This window comes from Neorickettsia sp. 179522, from assembly GCF_001593535.1.
Taxonomy (GTDB): domain Bacteria; phylum Pseudomonadota; class Alphaproteobacteria; order Rickettsiales; family Anaplasmataceae; genus Neorickettsia; species Neorickettsia findlayensis.
The window spans coordinates 663723-678423 of sequence record NZ_LNGI01000001.1 but is presented as its reverse complement, the minus strand read 5'-3'; the positions used below and the strand labels follow the sequence as shown (position 1 = coordinate 678423).

The window sequence follows — 14701 nt, the reverse complement described above, 5'->3', positions numbered from 1 at the left end:
TTTTGTTTCGTCTGTGGCATTTCTTGTAAAGTTGCTATACGTCCCAGGGATTTGAAAAAGTCTGTGCATGCCTTACAATGTGATCCTGAGTGATTTCTAAGTAAGTCTTTTGATGCCAGTAAGTACCGGGAAAATAGTTCGCGTCGTTGGTCCGACAGTTGATGTAAAGTTCGAGGATTGCGTATTGCCAAAAATAGAAAATGCTCTCACCTGCGAGAATAACGGAAAGACCTTATACTTGGAAGTTGCGCAGCAATTGGGAGATGGGATAGTTCGCGCTGTAGCGATGGACTCGACGGATGGTTTGACTAGAGACAAAGTTGTTCAAGACACTGGGAAGCCAATCTGTGTGCCAGTCGGTAGGCAGACTCTTGGTAGAATCTTTAATGTAGTTGGGGAAGTCATAGATGGTGGTGGACCTGTGCCAGAACCCAATAAGGTTTCTCCAATATATGCAGAGCCTCCTAAGTTTGATATGCAGAGTACTTCCTCCGAAATTCTGGAGACCGGGATTAAGGTAATCGACTTACTCGCACCTTATTCTAAGGGAGGTAAGGTTGGTCTGTTTGGTGGAGCAGGCGTTGGAAAGACTGTCCTTATTATGGAACTTATCAATAATATCGCAAAGGCCTATGGCGGTTTCTCTGTGTTTGCAGGTGTTGGTGAGCGAACCAGAGAGGGAAATGATCTTTACAACGAAATGATTGAGTCAGGAGTGATCGACAAGGAACATCCTGAAAAATCTAAGGTTGTCCTGGTTTATGGTCAGATGAATGAACCACCTGGCGCGCGTGCGAAAGTTGCGATGAGTGCCCTCACCATGGCTGAGTACTTCCGTGACAAAGAGGGGCAAGATGTTCTCTTCTTTGTGGACAACATCTTTAGGTTCACTCAAGCCGGTGCAGAACTCTCTACTTTGTTGGGAAGAATCCCATCAGCGGTAGGATATCAACCGACTCTTGCTACGGATATGGGAAGGCTGCAGGAACGTATTACTTCTACTAAACATGGTTCCATTACTTCTGTACAGGCGATATATGTTCCTGCAGATGATATCACCGACCCAGCTCCAGCGACCTCTTTTGCTCACCTAGACTCTACAACTGTTCTGTCAAGGCAAGTTGCTGAAGCCGGTATATACCCTGCAGTTGATGCCCTTGCTTCCAGTGCACAGATTCTTTCTCCGGAAGTGTTGGGTCAAGAACATTACGAGGTTGCACAAAAGGTGAAGGGAATTCTTCAAAGTTATAAATCCCTTCAAGACATAATTGCGATCTTAGGCATGGAAGAGCTTTCTGAGGAAGATAAGCTTACGGTTTACAGAGCGAGAAAAATTGAGAAATTCTTATCTCAGCCGTTTCATGTAGCAGAGGTCTTTACAGGTCAGCCAGGAAGATTTGTAAGTCTTAAAGATACTATAGCTGGTTTTAAGGAACTGGTTGAAGGTAAGTGCGATGATATGCCCGAGGCTGCCTTTTATATGGTTGGTAACATGAACGAAGCGAGGGAGAAGGCCGCTGGTCTAAAGGAGAAATAGATGTCCGCTTTTGAGCTTAGTATTTTTACTCCTCTTGAGTCCAGAAAGTTGCACGTCGTGAGTTTGGGGGGTGATACAGAGGAGGGAAGGTTTGTTGTCCTCGTGGGGCATGAACCATCTGTTTTCGCATTGAAAAATGGACTTATCTTCGCAGTTCTTTCTGATGGGACAAAGAAGAAATTTTTTGTTGAAGGTGCGATCCTTAGAATCCAGGATAAGGCATATGTCCTGACGGCTGAGACCGTGCTAGATGTTGAACTAATAGATGAAGAGTTTTTAAAACGTTACCGCGATGCTGAAGTAGTTGCTCGCGTAGTTAAGCAAATGGAGGCCTGATATATGTTCTTTATTGATTCAGCGAATTTAGATGAGATAAGGTCAGCCGTGGAGCTCGGTCTGGTGAGTGGTGTTACAACTAATCCGACTCTTATTAGTAGGTCAGGGCGTAAACATGATGATGTGATTAGAGAAATTTGTAGTATTGTGCATGGTCCTGTCAGTGCTGAAGTTGTGTCTCTTACTTCATCTGAAATGGTAGATGAAGGTTTACACCTCTCTAGTATTGCAAAGAATGTAGTTGTTAAACTTCCGTGCACTCAAGATGGTATAAAAGCTGCTTCCAAACTGAAAGCTCATGGATGTATGGTGAATATCACCCTTTGTTTTTCTGCGGCTCAGGCGGTTCTTGCTGCTAGTGTAGGTGCTGATTTCGTTTCGCCTTTCATTGGGCGCCTCGATGATATTGGTCACCAAGGCGTGCTTTTAATAGATGAAATTGCCCAGTTGTATGAGAATAGATATGAAACGAAGATCCTTTCTGCATCTATCAGAAGCGTAGAACATGTGCTCACATCTCTGAAACTCGGCGCGCACGTCGTAACCGTGCCAATAAAGATTCTGAAACAGATGTTTGAGCATCCACTTACTGATAAGGGTCTGGAGATTTTTATGAGAGACTATAAAGAGGCTAAATATGATAAGTAGGTTCTTTTGCTACTCATGAAAGATGAGAGATTTGTAGAGTTGGCAAGTAAATTTGTCGACGTTGTCCATTTCATGGGGTTGAATTATTCTGCGTTGTTGTTTGCAGCAAGAGAGACTCAAACGGAGGATCTTCTGTATTGCTATAATGAGAATGTCGTGAAATTTCTTGAATGTTTTGAGGATTATGTCACGCAAAAAGCTCTGCTCTGTTCTGACTACACAGTTGGGAAAGTCTCACAAAAGATAGAATCTGTTCTATGGAATAGGGCGCTCGTTTACTCGGAATTTAAAAATTACAGACAGTTTATAAGAGCAAAGTTTTGTTTTGCACTCAAACCAGGAAGCTCTATTGAATCATTGCAATGCTCGTTTTATTTATCTGATTCTCTATGGCATGCCGTCGGTGATGTCGCAACAGGTTTCTCTTTTTACAGCAAAAGAGCCACGCTCATGGCTTTGAATTCGTTTTTTATGGTTAAGTTCGCTGATGATTACTCAGATGGCTTCGAAAAAAGTCGGAACTTTTTAAGGAGAAGAATAAATAACATTGTTACGCTCGCAAAGATTAAGGCGAGACTAATTGAAAAGATGGAAAGGCACGGCTGATAGATACTCGATTAAGGTACACGTTAGACAACTCTCATTCTGCTGTGCCTCGGGGCCGTGATCAAGCCTGTACGCAAAGTTCGAGCAACAGAATTCGAGGCGAAACCGTGTCTTAGAGAAATGTCATCAATCAAAAGGGTATATCATCGTCATCTAGAACATTTTCAACGTGATTTGTTGCTGTTCCCAAATCAGATTTTATATTATTGGATTGAGCTCCGGCGTAATTGGTTTCACCATTCCCCTGAGAGCTAAGTATTTTTAAAACTGAATTGAATGGGTTTAACACAACTTCGGTTGTGTATCTTTCGATGCCATTGTTATCCGTCCATTTTCTTGTTTGGAGTGAACCTTCAATGTATAAGCGGGTGCCTTTATTCACGTAGTTGCTTATCACCTTGATTAGAGGCTCGTTGAACACAACCACTTGATGCCACTCAGTTTTTGAAACACGCTCTCCCGTATTTTTGTCGTTCCAATTTTCCGTTGTCGCTAATGAAAAAGTGGCCACCTGCTTTGCATTCGACATGGTACGTACCTCTGGATCTTTACCAAGGTTGCCGACCAAAATAACTTTGTTAATCATATTGTATCTTTTACATGTCCGGACGGCTTGAAAGGATATCACAAAACAGTTCCATGAACTAGAATTTCAATCAATGTTACATGCAAGACGCATCGAGCATATTTTTTATTTACATTTATTGAAAGATCAGTTCTGCTGACTTAGAATTGACCTGTCTTTGAAATGCTATACAATGCGAGTCTTATCGATATGTCTGTTATTGTTGCTTACTTCCTGTGCTGCAAAATATGACAAGGGACTAAAGAGCCCGTGTTTTGTAGAAGGGGCGGGCTTATTTAATTGAGTTTTGATTTATGTTGTCAAAAAAGCTTGAGAGCATTAAACCTTCTGCGACGGCTGAGGCTACACGTAGGGTGCGTGAGTTGAGGGCGCGCGGAAAAGATGTAATATCATTGTGTATAGGAGAGCCTGACTTTTCTACACCTTTTCTAGGTCAGGAAATGGCCATACAGGCCATAAAAGATTGTGATGATAATTACTCTCCTGTTGCTGGAACAATGGTGCTTCGCGAGGAGATTGCTGCGAAGTTTGTCCGTGATAATGCATTGCATTATTCACCGCATGAGATTGTTGTGAGTAATGGAGCAAAGCAGGTGTTGTATAACATCCTTGGTGCGATTCTTAATCCAGGGGATGAAGTGGTGCTTATTGCTCCTTATTGGGTCTCTTATTGTGAAATGGTGCGTATCTTTTCGGGTAAGCCTGTTGTCGTGCCAAGTGCAAAAAACTTTAAGATAAATATTCCGGCAATACGGGAGGCGCTTAACACAAAAACCAAAGCAATACTGATCAACTCCCCAAATAACCCATCCGGAGTGTGCTATCAAGAAAGTGAACTCAGGGACTTGGCTAGTGTCTTGAGAGCGTATCCGCAGGTCTATATCATATCCGATGACATATACGAGCATATCACTTATGCGGAGTCTAGCTTTCTCAATATCGCGAATGTCGCACCAGAGTTGAAGGAGCGCATAATTTTAGTAAACGGTGTTTCTAAATGTTATGCTATGACCGGTTGGCGAGTAGGTTATGCGGCTATTCCAAATAAAGCAGTCATTTCTCTGGTGTGTAGATTACAGGAGCATAGTACGTTCGGTGTATGTACAATAGCTCAGGCCGCTGCTTTAGGAGCACTGCGTTCGGGACAAGAGGTTCTTTCTGAAAGACTTGCTATCTTTGAAAGGAAGAGAAACAAGGCTGTCGAAGTGCTCTCTATGTTGCCTGAGTTGTGCTGTTATAAGCCAGATGGTGGGTTTTACCTCTTTCTCTCTTGTTCTGCCTTCTTCGGGAAGAAAAGTCCCAGTGGTTTCGAAGTGAAAACGGATTCCGATGTTGCAGAGTATCTGCTTGAGGAGCACGCTGTTGCGGTCGTGCCTGGGGAAGAGTTCGGAGTGCCAGGGTATTTTAGGATTTCTTATGCTTTGTCAGTGGATCTACTAGAGCAAGCTTGTATGCGTATAGTGAATGCATTTAAAGCACTTAGATAAAGATCATCCGTCGTCGATTTCTCAAGGTAAGGTAATTGAATATCTCCTTACCTTTAGTTTATACTGGTCTCTTGATACTTGGGCTTGCGATGTCCATAAGTAGTTTCTACGGCCTTATAAGAAAATTGGAAGAGTACTGGAGCGGATACGGTTGTTCTATCTTGCTTCCTTATACGAGTGAGCTTGGCGCCGCAACTCTGCATCCTGCAACAATTTTTTCTTCTATTTCATCTGAGGATGTGAAGATTGCTTATGTTCAACCTGTAATACGTCCGGCTGATGGTATGTATGGAAAAAACCCAAATAGGTTATATCAACACCACCAGTATCAGGTATTCATAAAACCTTCTCCAGATAATCTGCAGGACCTTTATCTAGAAAGTCTAAAGCACGTCGGTATCGACATACGTAATCATGATATACGTTTTGTTGAAGATGATTGGGAGAATCCTAGTGTGGGTGCATGGGGGATGGGCTGGGAGGTCTGGTGTGACGGAATGGAGATCTCGCAATTTACATACATGCAGCAGGTTGGTGGGATTTCGCTAAGTAGTATCCCTGGAGAGTTAGCCTACGGCTTGGAGAGGATTGCAATGTATTTGCAGGATGTTGACAACGTAGGAAGCCTATTCTATTCCAAGGATTCTGTGAAGTATATGCAAGTCTATGGCGAGAATGAGCGTCAATTTTCTATTGCGTCCCTCGAATCCTATGACTATGAGCTTTTATTGAATCAATTCAATGATAATGTTGCCCAAGCAAAAATTTTTATAGAGAGAAAATTGCCACTTGTTGCATATGACCATTGTGTTAAGACAAGCCATATATTGAATCTTATCGATTCTAGGGGTTTCATAAGCGTCAGTGAACGAGCTAAGTACATCTTGGACATCAGGGGCTTGGTGAAGCAGTGTTGTGAGCTTTTTATAGAGCAGGAGGGGTCTTGTGCCTAAGTTTCTTCTAGAAATTTTGTCTGAAGAAATGCCCGTAGCTCTGCAAAGTTATGCGCAGAAAAGTTTCTTTGACCTTTTTTCATCCGCTACTACGGACCTAAGTGTTGGAAAGATAGAAGTCTTTACCAGTTGCAGAAGGGTGGCAGTACTCATAGATGATGTAAACAGCGACCTCGCAAATCAAAAAGTTGATAAAAAGGGTCCAAGTGTTGGTTCAGATCTTTCTGTTGTGGAGAGGTTTGCCACTTCAATGGGTACTAGTACTTCGGATTTATATATCAAGAGTATTGGAAATAAAGAATATTATTTTGCTCCAGTTGCAGGGAAAGTGCTCTTCATAGATGATATTATGAGACAACGGACCGAGGCTATACTTGGGAGTTTTTCATGGCCTAGGTCAATGCGATGGGGAAATTATTCTCTAAACTGGATCAGGCCAATAAAAAGCATTGTTTGTATGCTTGGAAAATCCATCATTCCTGTGCAGTTCCATCATTATACTGCGGGAGCGGTAACAGTAGGTCCTTATGTTGATCCTGCTTTGCAAAAAATCAAAATCACATCCGCTGAGGAATATCAGTCCATTTTGATGAAAAGTGGTGTTATTCTATCCCAGGTTGAAAGGGAGAACCTTATAAAAGAGCAAATATCTCAGCTAGAGGCCAAGCATGGATTTTCTGTCTGCGTGACGGAGGAATTATTGAATGAGGTTGTCGGAATTACCGAAGCGCCTAATGTACTCCTGGGCTCATTCCCGCAGTCATTTCTGGAGCTCCATGAACGCATAATAGAAACGGTTATTGTTTCTCACCAGAAAGTTTTTCCGGTGTCAAAGAATGGTAGCCTTCTGAATAAATTTGTATTTGTGAGTTCGATTGCTAGCGATGCACCAATTAGAGGATATGAGCGCGTGATTACAGCAAGATTGGCTGATGCAGCGTCAATGGTTCTTATTGATTCTAAAAATCCCTTGTGCGCACTGAGTCCAAAACTGAAACAGCTAATTTTTCACAAGAAATTGGGTAGTTTTCGTGAGAAAGTACAACGTGTTAGGACATTGGCGAAGTTTATTGCCTTTTGGGTGCCGAACGCTTCCATTATAAAAGTGGAAGAAGCAGCTGAACTTGCTAAGCTGGATTTGTTGACAACCTTTGTCCGTGATTTTCCCAAGCTGGCTGGTTTTATGGGTTCTTACTGCTTAACCCTGTGTGGTGAGACAGATGTTGAAATTATTGATGCAGTTAGGGATCAGTATCTACCTGTCGATGCGGCGGATGTTTGCCCGACCGCTCCCGTCACGGTGACGCTTGCGCTAGCTGATAAAATAGATACTTTGGTCGGTTTGATTAGTGTAAAAGAAAAAGTTACTTCTACTCGGGATCCGCTCGGTATACGGCGCTCAGCTATTGGTGTGTTACGTATCATCATAGAAAATAAGCTAGATGTTCCACTCCAGGTTTTCTTAATGAAAGCAATTGATTTGTATCCATCGTCTTTGTTTTTTTCTCTTATTAAGAAGATTGGTGCCGGTTCTGATGAAGAGAAGCAAAGCAAAGATGATGTGGTGAATTTCACATTAAATTTCTTTTCCGAACGCCTGAAAGCGCTTCTATTCAAAAGGGGGGTGAATCAAGCAGTTTTCGCTTCGGTCAGTGATGGAATTACGCGTCCTCTAGTACTAACAGAGAAGTGTATTGCTATTTCTGGGTGGCTTAAGCAAGCTGAAGGCATTGAGTTCGTGCAGCTTTACAAAAGGATGATGGGTATCCTTAGGGGATTCTCCGATTCTGCTAAAGCAAAGTTTAGTAAAAAAGTACTCGTCCTACCAGAAGAGGTGAGCCTCATACAAGAGTTTGAGGCTTTTCGGCCACTTTTTAGTAATGCCGTAAAGGAGCGTAATTTTGAAATGGCCTTTTCACAATGCACTGGTCTTTTAAAACCAATCACGGTTTTTATGGATAGTGTGCTTGTTAATGTTGAAGATCATGAGCTTAAGAAGAATCGCATTGGGTTGTTACTATCAATAACTGAAACCCTGGATGAATTGTGTGATTTCAAGGTTCTATCTAGAAACTTTTCATGAGTCTTTTATTTTTCTAAGAAGCTGATTAAGTTGTTTTTTTTCATTCATAAATTTTTGGGCTCTTCTCCTCACGTAGTATGGGTCGTATCCCGCCAGTGCGCACACTATCCTAAAGTCATGGCACATTCCGAGAAGCCATCCACGTGCTGAAATTCTTGCTAGACGATCCTCGGTGCGTTTGCTTTCTGTAAGGGAGTCCATGAAGGCCTGAAGTATTACAGCCCGCCATAATGCTCTTTCTGCATTATTTCTATTTGTCTCAATTATTTTCCGTAGAAAGAATTCGTCAGTCATTTTCTGAATCTCCGGTTAGCAATCCGTTTGTGAGGTATGGTTTTATGCTGCTCTAAAAGATATCCGGCAGAACAATAAAGTTGGCTCTTTTCTAGTGTTACAGAACACTTTAAAAGTATATTTGTTAATCATGCACTCTTTTACTATTAACGAATGCCATATTACTTAACTTAAATGCTGAACCAGTGGAAGCAAAAGTTGAGAAATCCGTATTTAATACTATCTTGCTATAGTAGGTCACCTATATCTTGATGTACCTGGGTACTTTTTGAATAGAAAAATTTTGTGTATATGATCGTTATGTATTGAGAGAAGTGTACACTTCATTTGATGAGTTGAAATTTAAGCTAGTTCTACAGCAATAAATTTTGAACTTATCTATTTTAATTGCAGTTTATCCGGGACGGTGTCTGAGATAGAAATTTCGTTAAAGTGTGCGAACCTAAAAATACAAGAAAAACTGTTATTGTTTCATTCTCTTAGGTCTGGTACGACCTTAACATTAATGCCGAACCGAGCTTCTAATCATGGGATTAGAAACAAAAATAAAAAACCCGAAATACACCGCCAGTTTGTGAATTGGTGCTGAACCTCGTTTACACTGCCCGAAAATTTCCCCGAAGAAATAACCCTACCAAGGCAAGAAGACCCCATACAGTGAATTGTATGATGTCAAGTAGATGGAACAGAACTAATCGTTCGTCATCTCTGCACGTACGATGTCCTCTGTGATAATAAGTGTTTTAACATCTTTGTTACTCGGGAGTTCAAACATGTAATTGCGTAGCACAGACTCCATAATTGACCTCAGCCCCCTAGCGCCGACCTTTCTTTTGATTGCTGCACGAGCTACCGCTTTGAGTGCCTCATCACTAAAGGAAAGTTGTATATTATCCATCCCGAACAAGCATACATACTGTTTTACTAGGGCATTTTTTGGCACCGACAGTATTTCCACCAAATTTTCTTCTGTTAATTCATCAAGTACTCCAATTACAGGCAATCGTCCAACAAACTCAGGAATCATGCCAAATTTGACCAGATCCTCAGGTTCAACTTTCTTCAGTATTTTTGGAGAAACCTCTTTGCTTTGAAGCTCAGATTTAAAGCCCATTGTGTTACTGCTTCGACGATTTGCAATTATGTTGTCTAGTCCTACGAAAGCACCACCACAGATAAACAATATGTTAGTTGTATCGATTTGTATTGTCTCCTGGTTTGGGTGCTTGCGTCCGCCCTGAGGAGGAACAGATGCAATTGTTCCTTCCATAATTTTGAGCAAGGCTTGTTGAACGCCTTCACCAGAAACGTCCCTTGTTATGGACGGACTATCTGATTTCCTGGAAATTTTATCAATTTCATCAATGTAAACTATTCCTCTTTGTGCTGCTTCAACGTTGTAGTCAGCAGATTGTAGAAGCATCCTCAAGATATTTTCTACATCATCGCCTACATATCCAGCCTCAGTAATACTTGTAGCATCACAAATTGCGAACGGTACATTCAGAAAACGTGCCAATGTCTTCGCAAAGAGGGTTTTTCCACAACCAGTAGGTCCAATAATTAGAATATTAGATTTTGTTATTTCAACATCCTTCATATTAGGTCTACTACCCACGAAGGATTTGTAGTGGTTATAAACCGCAACAGAAAGTATTTTTTTTGCGTCTTCTTGAGCCGTGATGAAGGAATCAAAGTATTTCTTTATGTCCTTCGGAGTGAACCTTTCCGCAGAAGCTGCTTCAAGAGTAATTTCCTCACTGAGTACGTTAGAACATAACGCTATACACCTATCGCAGATAAATGCGGACATACCTGCAACAAGTTTCCGTACTTTATCTTCCGTCTCACCGCAAAAAGAGCACTTCGGAAGTAGATCACTCTTGTTTACCACTACCCTCTTTCCTCTGTGTGATTATGTCATCAATTAAGCCAACTTTTTTTGCTTCTTCCGGGCTCAAGAAGGTATCTCTCTCAAGCAACGTCTCTATTTTCTTTATTGTTTCACCTGTATGCTTCCGGTAGATCTCATTGATCATTCTCTTGAGTTTCAGTATCTCCTTTACATGAATCTCCATATCAGTCGCCTGGCCACGCACTCCACCGGAAGGTTGATGTACCATTACCCGCGAGTGCGGAAGAGCAAAACGTTTCCCCTTTGCACCTGAAGCAAGTATCAGAGAGGCAGCAGAAGCAGCCTGACCAACACAGACAGTTGAGACAGACGGCCTTATGTACTGCATTGTATCATATATTGAAAGGCCGGCAGTCACGACGCCACCCGGAGAATTGATATACATAAAAATATCTTTTTCGGGGTTTTCCGCTTCGAGAAAAAGGAGCTGCGCGACTATTAGACTAGCCATTCCATCCTCTATCGGTCCTGTGAGAAAGACAACACGTTCCTTCAAGAGCCTCGAAAATATATCGTATGCCCTCTCGCCTCGAGGTGTTTGATCAACCACCATCGGAACAAGGTTCATCTTTTCTTTGATAAGAGTGTCCATTTTCATCCGTGCCTATACCTGTGTCCCAATTTTTTCTTGCACATAGCCGAGTATTTCATCAACTGTCGAAGGTTCAGCCTCCTTTTGTACAGTCTCTAGTAATGCAGCAAATATCTTACTTTCCATTAACTTAAGGGTCACCGAGCCTGCAAAGTCTTTATTGTTTTTATATATCTCTGCCAGATAGCTTGCATCCAGACCAGCAGCCACAGAGACATTTAACAGATGACGGGCAACGTCACTCTTATCAATCGATATATTTCTCTCTGCTGCGAACTCAGCCAGGATAAGTGAAAGCTTGGTTCTTCGTATAGCCTCCTTTTTGATGTCATCTGCAGAAATCTTCGGATGATCAATCTTGACATAACGCTCTTGTCTTTCCAAAAGCGACTCTGGAACTTGGAAATCATATTGCTCCAATTGGGCTTCGAGCTGACTCCTGAGAAGTTCATTAATCCTTTGTGAGCATTCCGAGCCGATGAGTTTTCTTACTTTCTCATTAGCTTCACCATCTGTCTTGCAGGACAAGCACTGAAGTAGTGCAGCTTCTGGATCTGGAACTTTCTGCGATCTCTTTCCACTCTTTACTAAAGCACGGAAAACAGCGTTTTTACCTGCAACCGCAACATCATGATAGTCTTCTGGGAACAGCACTGGAATGGATCGTTCTTCGCCGATTTTCATACCAATCAGCCCGTCACTTAAGGAGGTAATTACCTTTCCATCACCGATCTGACATTCAAAGTTATCGAGCTGGCCACCTCTGAATGCTTCATCGCCAATTTTACCGCGCAGATCCACAACGACCCTATCCCCTTTCTCTATTGTTTCAGATTGAGCAAGATCAATCCAATCGACGAGCTGCTCCTTCATTTTCTGCTTATACTTTTCTACGTCTCCCTCAGATATCTCAAATGTTTTGGTTTTGAGTATCACCTGGGAAAAGTCTATTTTTGGGATCTGCGGGAGAAGCTCGCACTCAACAGTGAACCTGACAGCAGTTTTATTCTCTTTGTACCCTGTAGTGTCTATACTTGTAATTTCTTCGTGATCATTAAAAAGAACGAGTTTTTCATTCTGCTTAATGTCATACCAATGTCTGTAGACCTGGTCCACGATAACACTCTCTATCAGACCCTCCTCTTGTTTTACAACGACGTCGAAGGGAGTCTTGCCTTTTCTGAAACCCCGATAAACATTTCTCTTTATCCTATCTTCAATGGCTTCCTTGAAACCTGCATCTATGGCAGATGCAGGTATCTCGACTTCGTATTTTCTTTTTAAACCGTGACTATAAACTTCTTTCAATAGCATAGAGATAGACCTAAGCCTAAAGCATTTTGGTACGGACGAGAGGACTTGAACCTCCACGGGGTGCCCACTAGATCCTAAGTCTAGCGCGTCTACCAATTCCGCCACGTCCGCACGCGTCAACCCATATTCTCTACGTGCTTGATAAAATTTTCAATAGTGGCTGTAGCATACTCGATAACTTTTTCCTGTTGATGTTGTGTATTTCCAGTGCAAGCTATATCTTCATTAGCAGTATCCAAGAGAAGGCTTTCTAGCTCTAGGGCGGCAAAAAGCAGTAGAGTAGCATCGTTTAATGTGGAAGGTGACGCTGCTGCAATTTCTTTGACCCGTTGATTTAATCGTTCTGCAACATACTCTATACGATTTTCGTCTTCCTTAGGGCAGGCCACCTTATACTCCGTGCCATTTATCGTGATATTTTTTGTTACGAGTGCGTTCATGAGAATTTTTCTGTACTCTGAGAAAGGTAGGTATTCAAATGAGGCTTATCTCTTCGGGTCTCTTATAGCGTAACTCAGGTAAATGAAAGTGCAATCTGGAAACTTACCCATAAGTCTACTGAGATTATCCAATGTATACGAATCCGGCTCAATCAAAATGCTATCTAAATTATGGCTAAAGATTGATCTTTTCAATAATCTCTATGACCTCACTGATTCCTGCAGCAGTCTCTCTGATTATACTTTTCAGAGTTTTGATTTCGTTCAGTTGCATGCTTATTTGTCTTTTCAGCTCTGCTATTTCAGTCGATAATTTTTCACATTCCTGCTGTTTTTTTATTTTTTCTAGTTGAATCCTTCTCTGGAGCGTTGTTTCGAGATGTTTCAGTACAAAGTCAAGTTTTTGAAACGAAACCGGATTTTTTTTCGTCATGCCTTCCTTTATCACCGATTAAGTAATTCAACTGGCTATACAAACCACGAAATTTCCCACGATTTGTGTAGATGTACAATAGCACTGAAGGGCTTCTTCGCTAATTTCCATGCAAAAACCCAGTTCTTCGAAGAAACCACTCCTGAGTACGCGCATAGCAATATACCTTGTCAGTTCTCGAGCTAATTGAGGAGAACAAAGCCTCCTGAAAAGTTATTCTGCTCACGACTCACAGCACGGACGCTGCAAACTTCAGGACAGATGCCACCAGCTCTGATGCATTTTAGCGTGAAGTAAAGCTGGAGTAACTAACTAGATCCTACAGGTAGCAACCTTTTTTACGGTCTCTATCACCTCAGGTAGTTGGGGAAGAGCCAGCTCCTCTAGTGCGCTAGAGTATGGCATTGGAACGTCTTTGCCTGAAATTCTAACCACAGGTGCATCTAGTAAATCGAAGCCTTCTTCCATGATTCTTGCTGACACTTCAGATCCGAAACTTAAAACGGGAAAACCCTGTTCGAGTGTGATTAATTTACTCGTCTTTTTAAGGGATTTAATGACTGTTTCGAAATCTAGTGGTCTGAGTGTACGTAAATCTATTACTTCAACATTTATGTTGTGTTCCCTTTCTAGCACTTCTGCCGCTTCAAGTGCTAGTCCTACGCAAATCGAAAACGTCACAATGGTGACGTCTGTACCATTTCTCAGAACATTTGCCTTTCCAATAGGAACCAAGTAGTCCTCTGCTTCCTGCTCAGCAGTAAGATTGTGTGCAAGCCCATATGCCTTTTCATTTTCCAAGAAGATGACCGGGTTATTATCCCTCACTGCTGATTTCAATAATCCACGACAGTCGGATGCAAAGTATGGAGCTACTACCTTTAAACCGGGTATGTGAGAATACCACGCGGCAAGACATTGTGAATGTTGTGCGCCCACCTGAACAGCAGCTCCATTCGGTCCTCTGAAGACAATAGGGCAACTCAAACGTCCACCAGACATATAATGCGTTTTTGCAGCAGAATTAAGAATCTGGTCCATCGCTTGTAATGAGAAGTTAAATGACATGAATTCAACTATCGGCCTCAGGCCTGCAAAAGCTGCTCCAGTGGCTATGCCTGCGAAAGCATGTTCGCTTATTGGTGCATCTACGACCCTCCTTTCGCCGAATTCCTCCAGAAGTCCTTGTGTTACTTTGTATGCGCCTTGGTACCTACCCACCTCTTCACCGATAATGAAAACGTCGGAGTCACGTCGCATTTCTTCGGCTATTGCATTTCTTATTGCTTCCCTTACTGTGATTTTTGCCACTGTGCTTTCAAAGATCGGCTAACAGAAAAGTATAATAGTCCACTTGATGTTACCTTGCTAGTTTTTTTCTTAAATTAGAGCTCATTGTAGTGTATGAGTTTTGCAAATGGGTTGGTTGTGCGGTAATATTTGCGTTGTGCCCATTGTTGATCAGTGGTCCCTAGAA

Annotated in this window: 15 protein-coding genes and 1 tRNA gene; 7 read left to right on the top strand and 9 right to left on the bottom strand. The window is 41.9% G+C overall.

What is annotated here, in order from left to right:
- Positions 1 to 112 precede the first annotated feature (112 nt).
- Genes atpD through AS219_RS03115 form a run of 4 tightly spaced genes read left to right on the top strand, consistent with a single transcriptional unit; the run spans position 113 to position 3127 of the window.
- Entirely contained in the window at positions 113 to 1537 is a 1425-nt protein-coding gene (gene atpD / locus AS219_RS03130; RefSeq protein WP_067979967.1) for a F0F1 ATP synthase subunit beta, read from the top strand.
- Positions 1538 to 1873, top strand: coding sequence for a hypothetical protein (locus AS219_RS03125; RefSeq protein ID WP_067979962.1), 336 nt, complete (start codon positions 1538 to 1540; stop codon positions 1871 to 1873).
- A 3-nt stretch (positions 1874 to 1876) separates the two neighbouring features.
- Positions 1877 to 2521, top strand: coding sequence for a fructose-6-phosphate aldolase (gene fsa, locus AS219_RS03120; protein WP_067979960.1), 645 nt, complete (start codon positions 1877 to 1879; stop codon positions 2519 to 2521).
- A 15-nt stretch (positions 2522 to 2536) separates the two neighbouring features.
- A complete protein-coding gene (locus tag AS219_RS03115) occupies positions 2537 to 3127 on the top strand; it encodes a COQ9 family protein (protein WP_067979957.1) in 591 nt (196 codons plus the stop codon).
- Between the two features lie 130 nt (positions 3128 to 3257).
- Here the strand turns inward: AS219_RS03115 and ssb are convergent, their stop codons facing one another.
- Positions 3258 to 3713: a single-stranded DNA-binding protein gene (gene ssb / locus AS219_RS03110; protein WP_067979954.1), complete on the bottom strand. Its 456-nt coding sequence runs from the start codon at positions 3711 to 3713 to the stop codon at positions 3258 to 3260.
- Positions 3714 to 4006: 293 nt separating this feature from the next.
- Between ssb and AS219_RS03105 the strand changes: the two genes are divergently transcribed.
- The 3 genes from AS219_RS03105 to glyS all read left to right on the top strand — a co-directional run bounded on the left by AS219_RS03105 (position 4007) and on the right by glyS (position 8236).
- Positions 4007 to 5200, top strand: a complete 1194-nt coding sequence (locus tag AS219_RS03105) for a pyridoxal phosphate-dependent aminotransferase (protein WP_067979952.1) — start codon at positions 4007 to 4009, stop codon at positions 5198 to 5200.
- An 89-nt stretch (positions 5201 to 5289) separates the two neighbouring features.
- Positions 5290 to 6153, top strand: a complete 864-nt coding sequence (locus tag AS219_RS03100) for a glycine--tRNA ligase subunit alpha (protein ID WP_067979949.1) — start codon at positions 5290 to 5292, stop codon at positions 6151 to 6153.
- On the top strand, positions 6146 to 8236 hold the full coding sequence (gene glyS, locus AS219_RS03095) for a glycine--tRNA ligase subunit beta (RefSeq protein ID WP_067979946.1): 2091 nt from the start codon (positions 6146 to 6148) through the stop codon (positions 8234 to 8236). Before AS219_RS03100 ends, glyS begins: the two co-directional genes overlap by 8 nt.
- On the opposite strand, the gene AS219_RS03090 is transcribed toward glyS, so the two are convergent.
- The 8 genes from AS219_RS03090 to AS219_RS03055 all read right to left on the bottom strand — a co-directional run bounded on the left by AS219_RS03090 (position 8231) and on the right by AS219_RS03055 (position 14535).
- The gene (locus AS219_RS03090) at positions 8231 to 8530 is read right to left on the bottom strand and encodes a hypothetical protein (protein WP_011452136.1); all 300 of its coding nucleotides are present in this window, start codon (positions 8528 to 8530) and stop codon (positions 8231 to 8233) included. The two genes, glyS and AS219_RS03090, sit on opposite strands and share 6 nt — an antisense overlap.
- Positions 8531 to 9221: 691 nt before the next feature.
- A complete protein-coding gene (clpX, locus tag AS219_RS03085) occupies positions 9222 to 10424 on the bottom strand; it encodes an ATP-dependent Clp protease ATP-binding subunit ClpX (RefSeq protein ID WP_067979944.1) in 1203 nt (400 codons plus the stop codon).
- On the bottom strand, positions 10408 to 11013 hold the full coding sequence (locus AS219_RS03080; protein ID WP_067979941.1) for an ATP-dependent Clp protease proteolytic subunit: 606 nt from the start codon (positions 11011 to 11013) through the stop codon (positions 10408 to 10410). The genes clpX and AS219_RS03080 overlap by 17 nt, the downstream gene beginning before the upstream one ends.
- Positions 11014 to 11049: 36 nt before the next feature.
- Positions 11050 to 12351, bottom strand: coding sequence for a trigger factor (gene tig, locus AS219_RS03075; protein WP_067979938.1), 1302 nt, complete (start codon positions 12349 to 12351; stop codon positions 11050 to 11052).
- Positions 12352 to 12378: 27 nt separating this feature from the next.
- Positions 12379 to 12462, bottom strand: a tRNA-Leu gene (locus AS219_RS03070).
- Positions 12463 to 12467: 5 nt separating this feature from the next.
- Entirely contained in the window at positions 12468 to 12791 is a 324-nt protein-coding gene (locus AS219_RS03065; RefSeq protein ID WP_067979933.1) for a cell division protein ZapA, read from the bottom strand.
- 175 nt (positions 12792 to 12966) lie between these two features.
- Positions 12967 to 13239: a hypothetical protein gene (locus AS219_RS03060; RefSeq protein WP_231861853.1), complete on the bottom strand. Its 273-nt coding sequence runs from the start codon at positions 13237 to 13239 to the stop codon at positions 12967 to 12969.
- Between the two features lie 297 nt (positions 13240 to 13536).
- Entirely contained in the window at positions 13537 to 14535 is a 999-nt protein-coding gene (locus AS219_RS03055) for a pyruvate dehydrogenase complex E1 component subunit beta (protein ID WP_067979931.1), read from the bottom strand.
- Positions 14536 to 14701: the final 166 nt, after the last annotated feature.

What these genes read in the sequence shown, in the direction of transcription:
- atpD (WP_067979967.1), top strand. Translation starts at nt 113, where the DNA reads ATGCCAGTAAGTACCGGGAAAATAGTTCGCGTCGTTGGTCCGACAGTT.
- AS219_RS03125 (WP_067979962.1), top strand. Translation starts at nt 1,538, where the DNA reads ATGTCCGCTTTTGAGCTTAGTATTTTTACTCCTCTTGAGTCCAGAAAG.
- fsa (WP_067979960.1), top strand. Translation starts at nt 1,877, where the DNA reads ATGTTCTTTATTGATTCAGCGAATTTAGATGAGATAAGGTCAGCCGTG.
- AS219_RS03115 (WP_067979957.1), top strand. Translation starts at nt 2,537, where the DNA reads ATGAAAGATGAGAGATTTGTAGAGTTGGCAAGTAAATTTGTCGACGTT.
- ssb (WP_067979954.1), bottom strand. Translation starts at nt 3,713, where the DNA reads ATGATTAACAAAGTTATTTTGGTCGGCAACCTTGGTAAAGATCCAGAG.
- AS219_RS03105 (WP_067979952.1), top strand. Translation starts at nt 4,007, where the DNA reads ATGTTGTCAAAAAAGCTTGAGAGCATTAAACCTTCTGCGACGGCTGAG.
- AS219_RS03100 (WP_067979949.1), top strand. Translation starts at nt 5,290, where the DNA reads ATGTCCATAAGTAGTTTCTACGGCCTTATAAGAAAATTGGAAGAGTAC.
- AS219_RS03090 (WP_011452136.1), bottom strand. Translation starts at nt 8,530, where the DNA reads ATGACTGACGAATTCTTTCTACGGAAAATAATTGAGACAAATAGAAAT.
- AS219_RS03080 (WP_067979941.1), bottom strand. Translation starts at nt 11,013, where the DNA reads ATGAACCTTGTTCCGATGGTGGTTGATCAAACACCTCGAGGCGAGAGG.
- tig (WP_067979938.1), bottom strand. Translation starts at nt 12,351, where the DNA reads ATGCTATTGAAAGAAGTTTATAGTCACGGTTTAAAAAGAAAATACGAA.
- AS219_RS03065 (WP_067979933.1), bottom strand. Translation starts at nt 12,791, where the DNA reads ATGAACGCACTCGTAACAAAAAATATCACGATAAATGGCACGGAGTAT.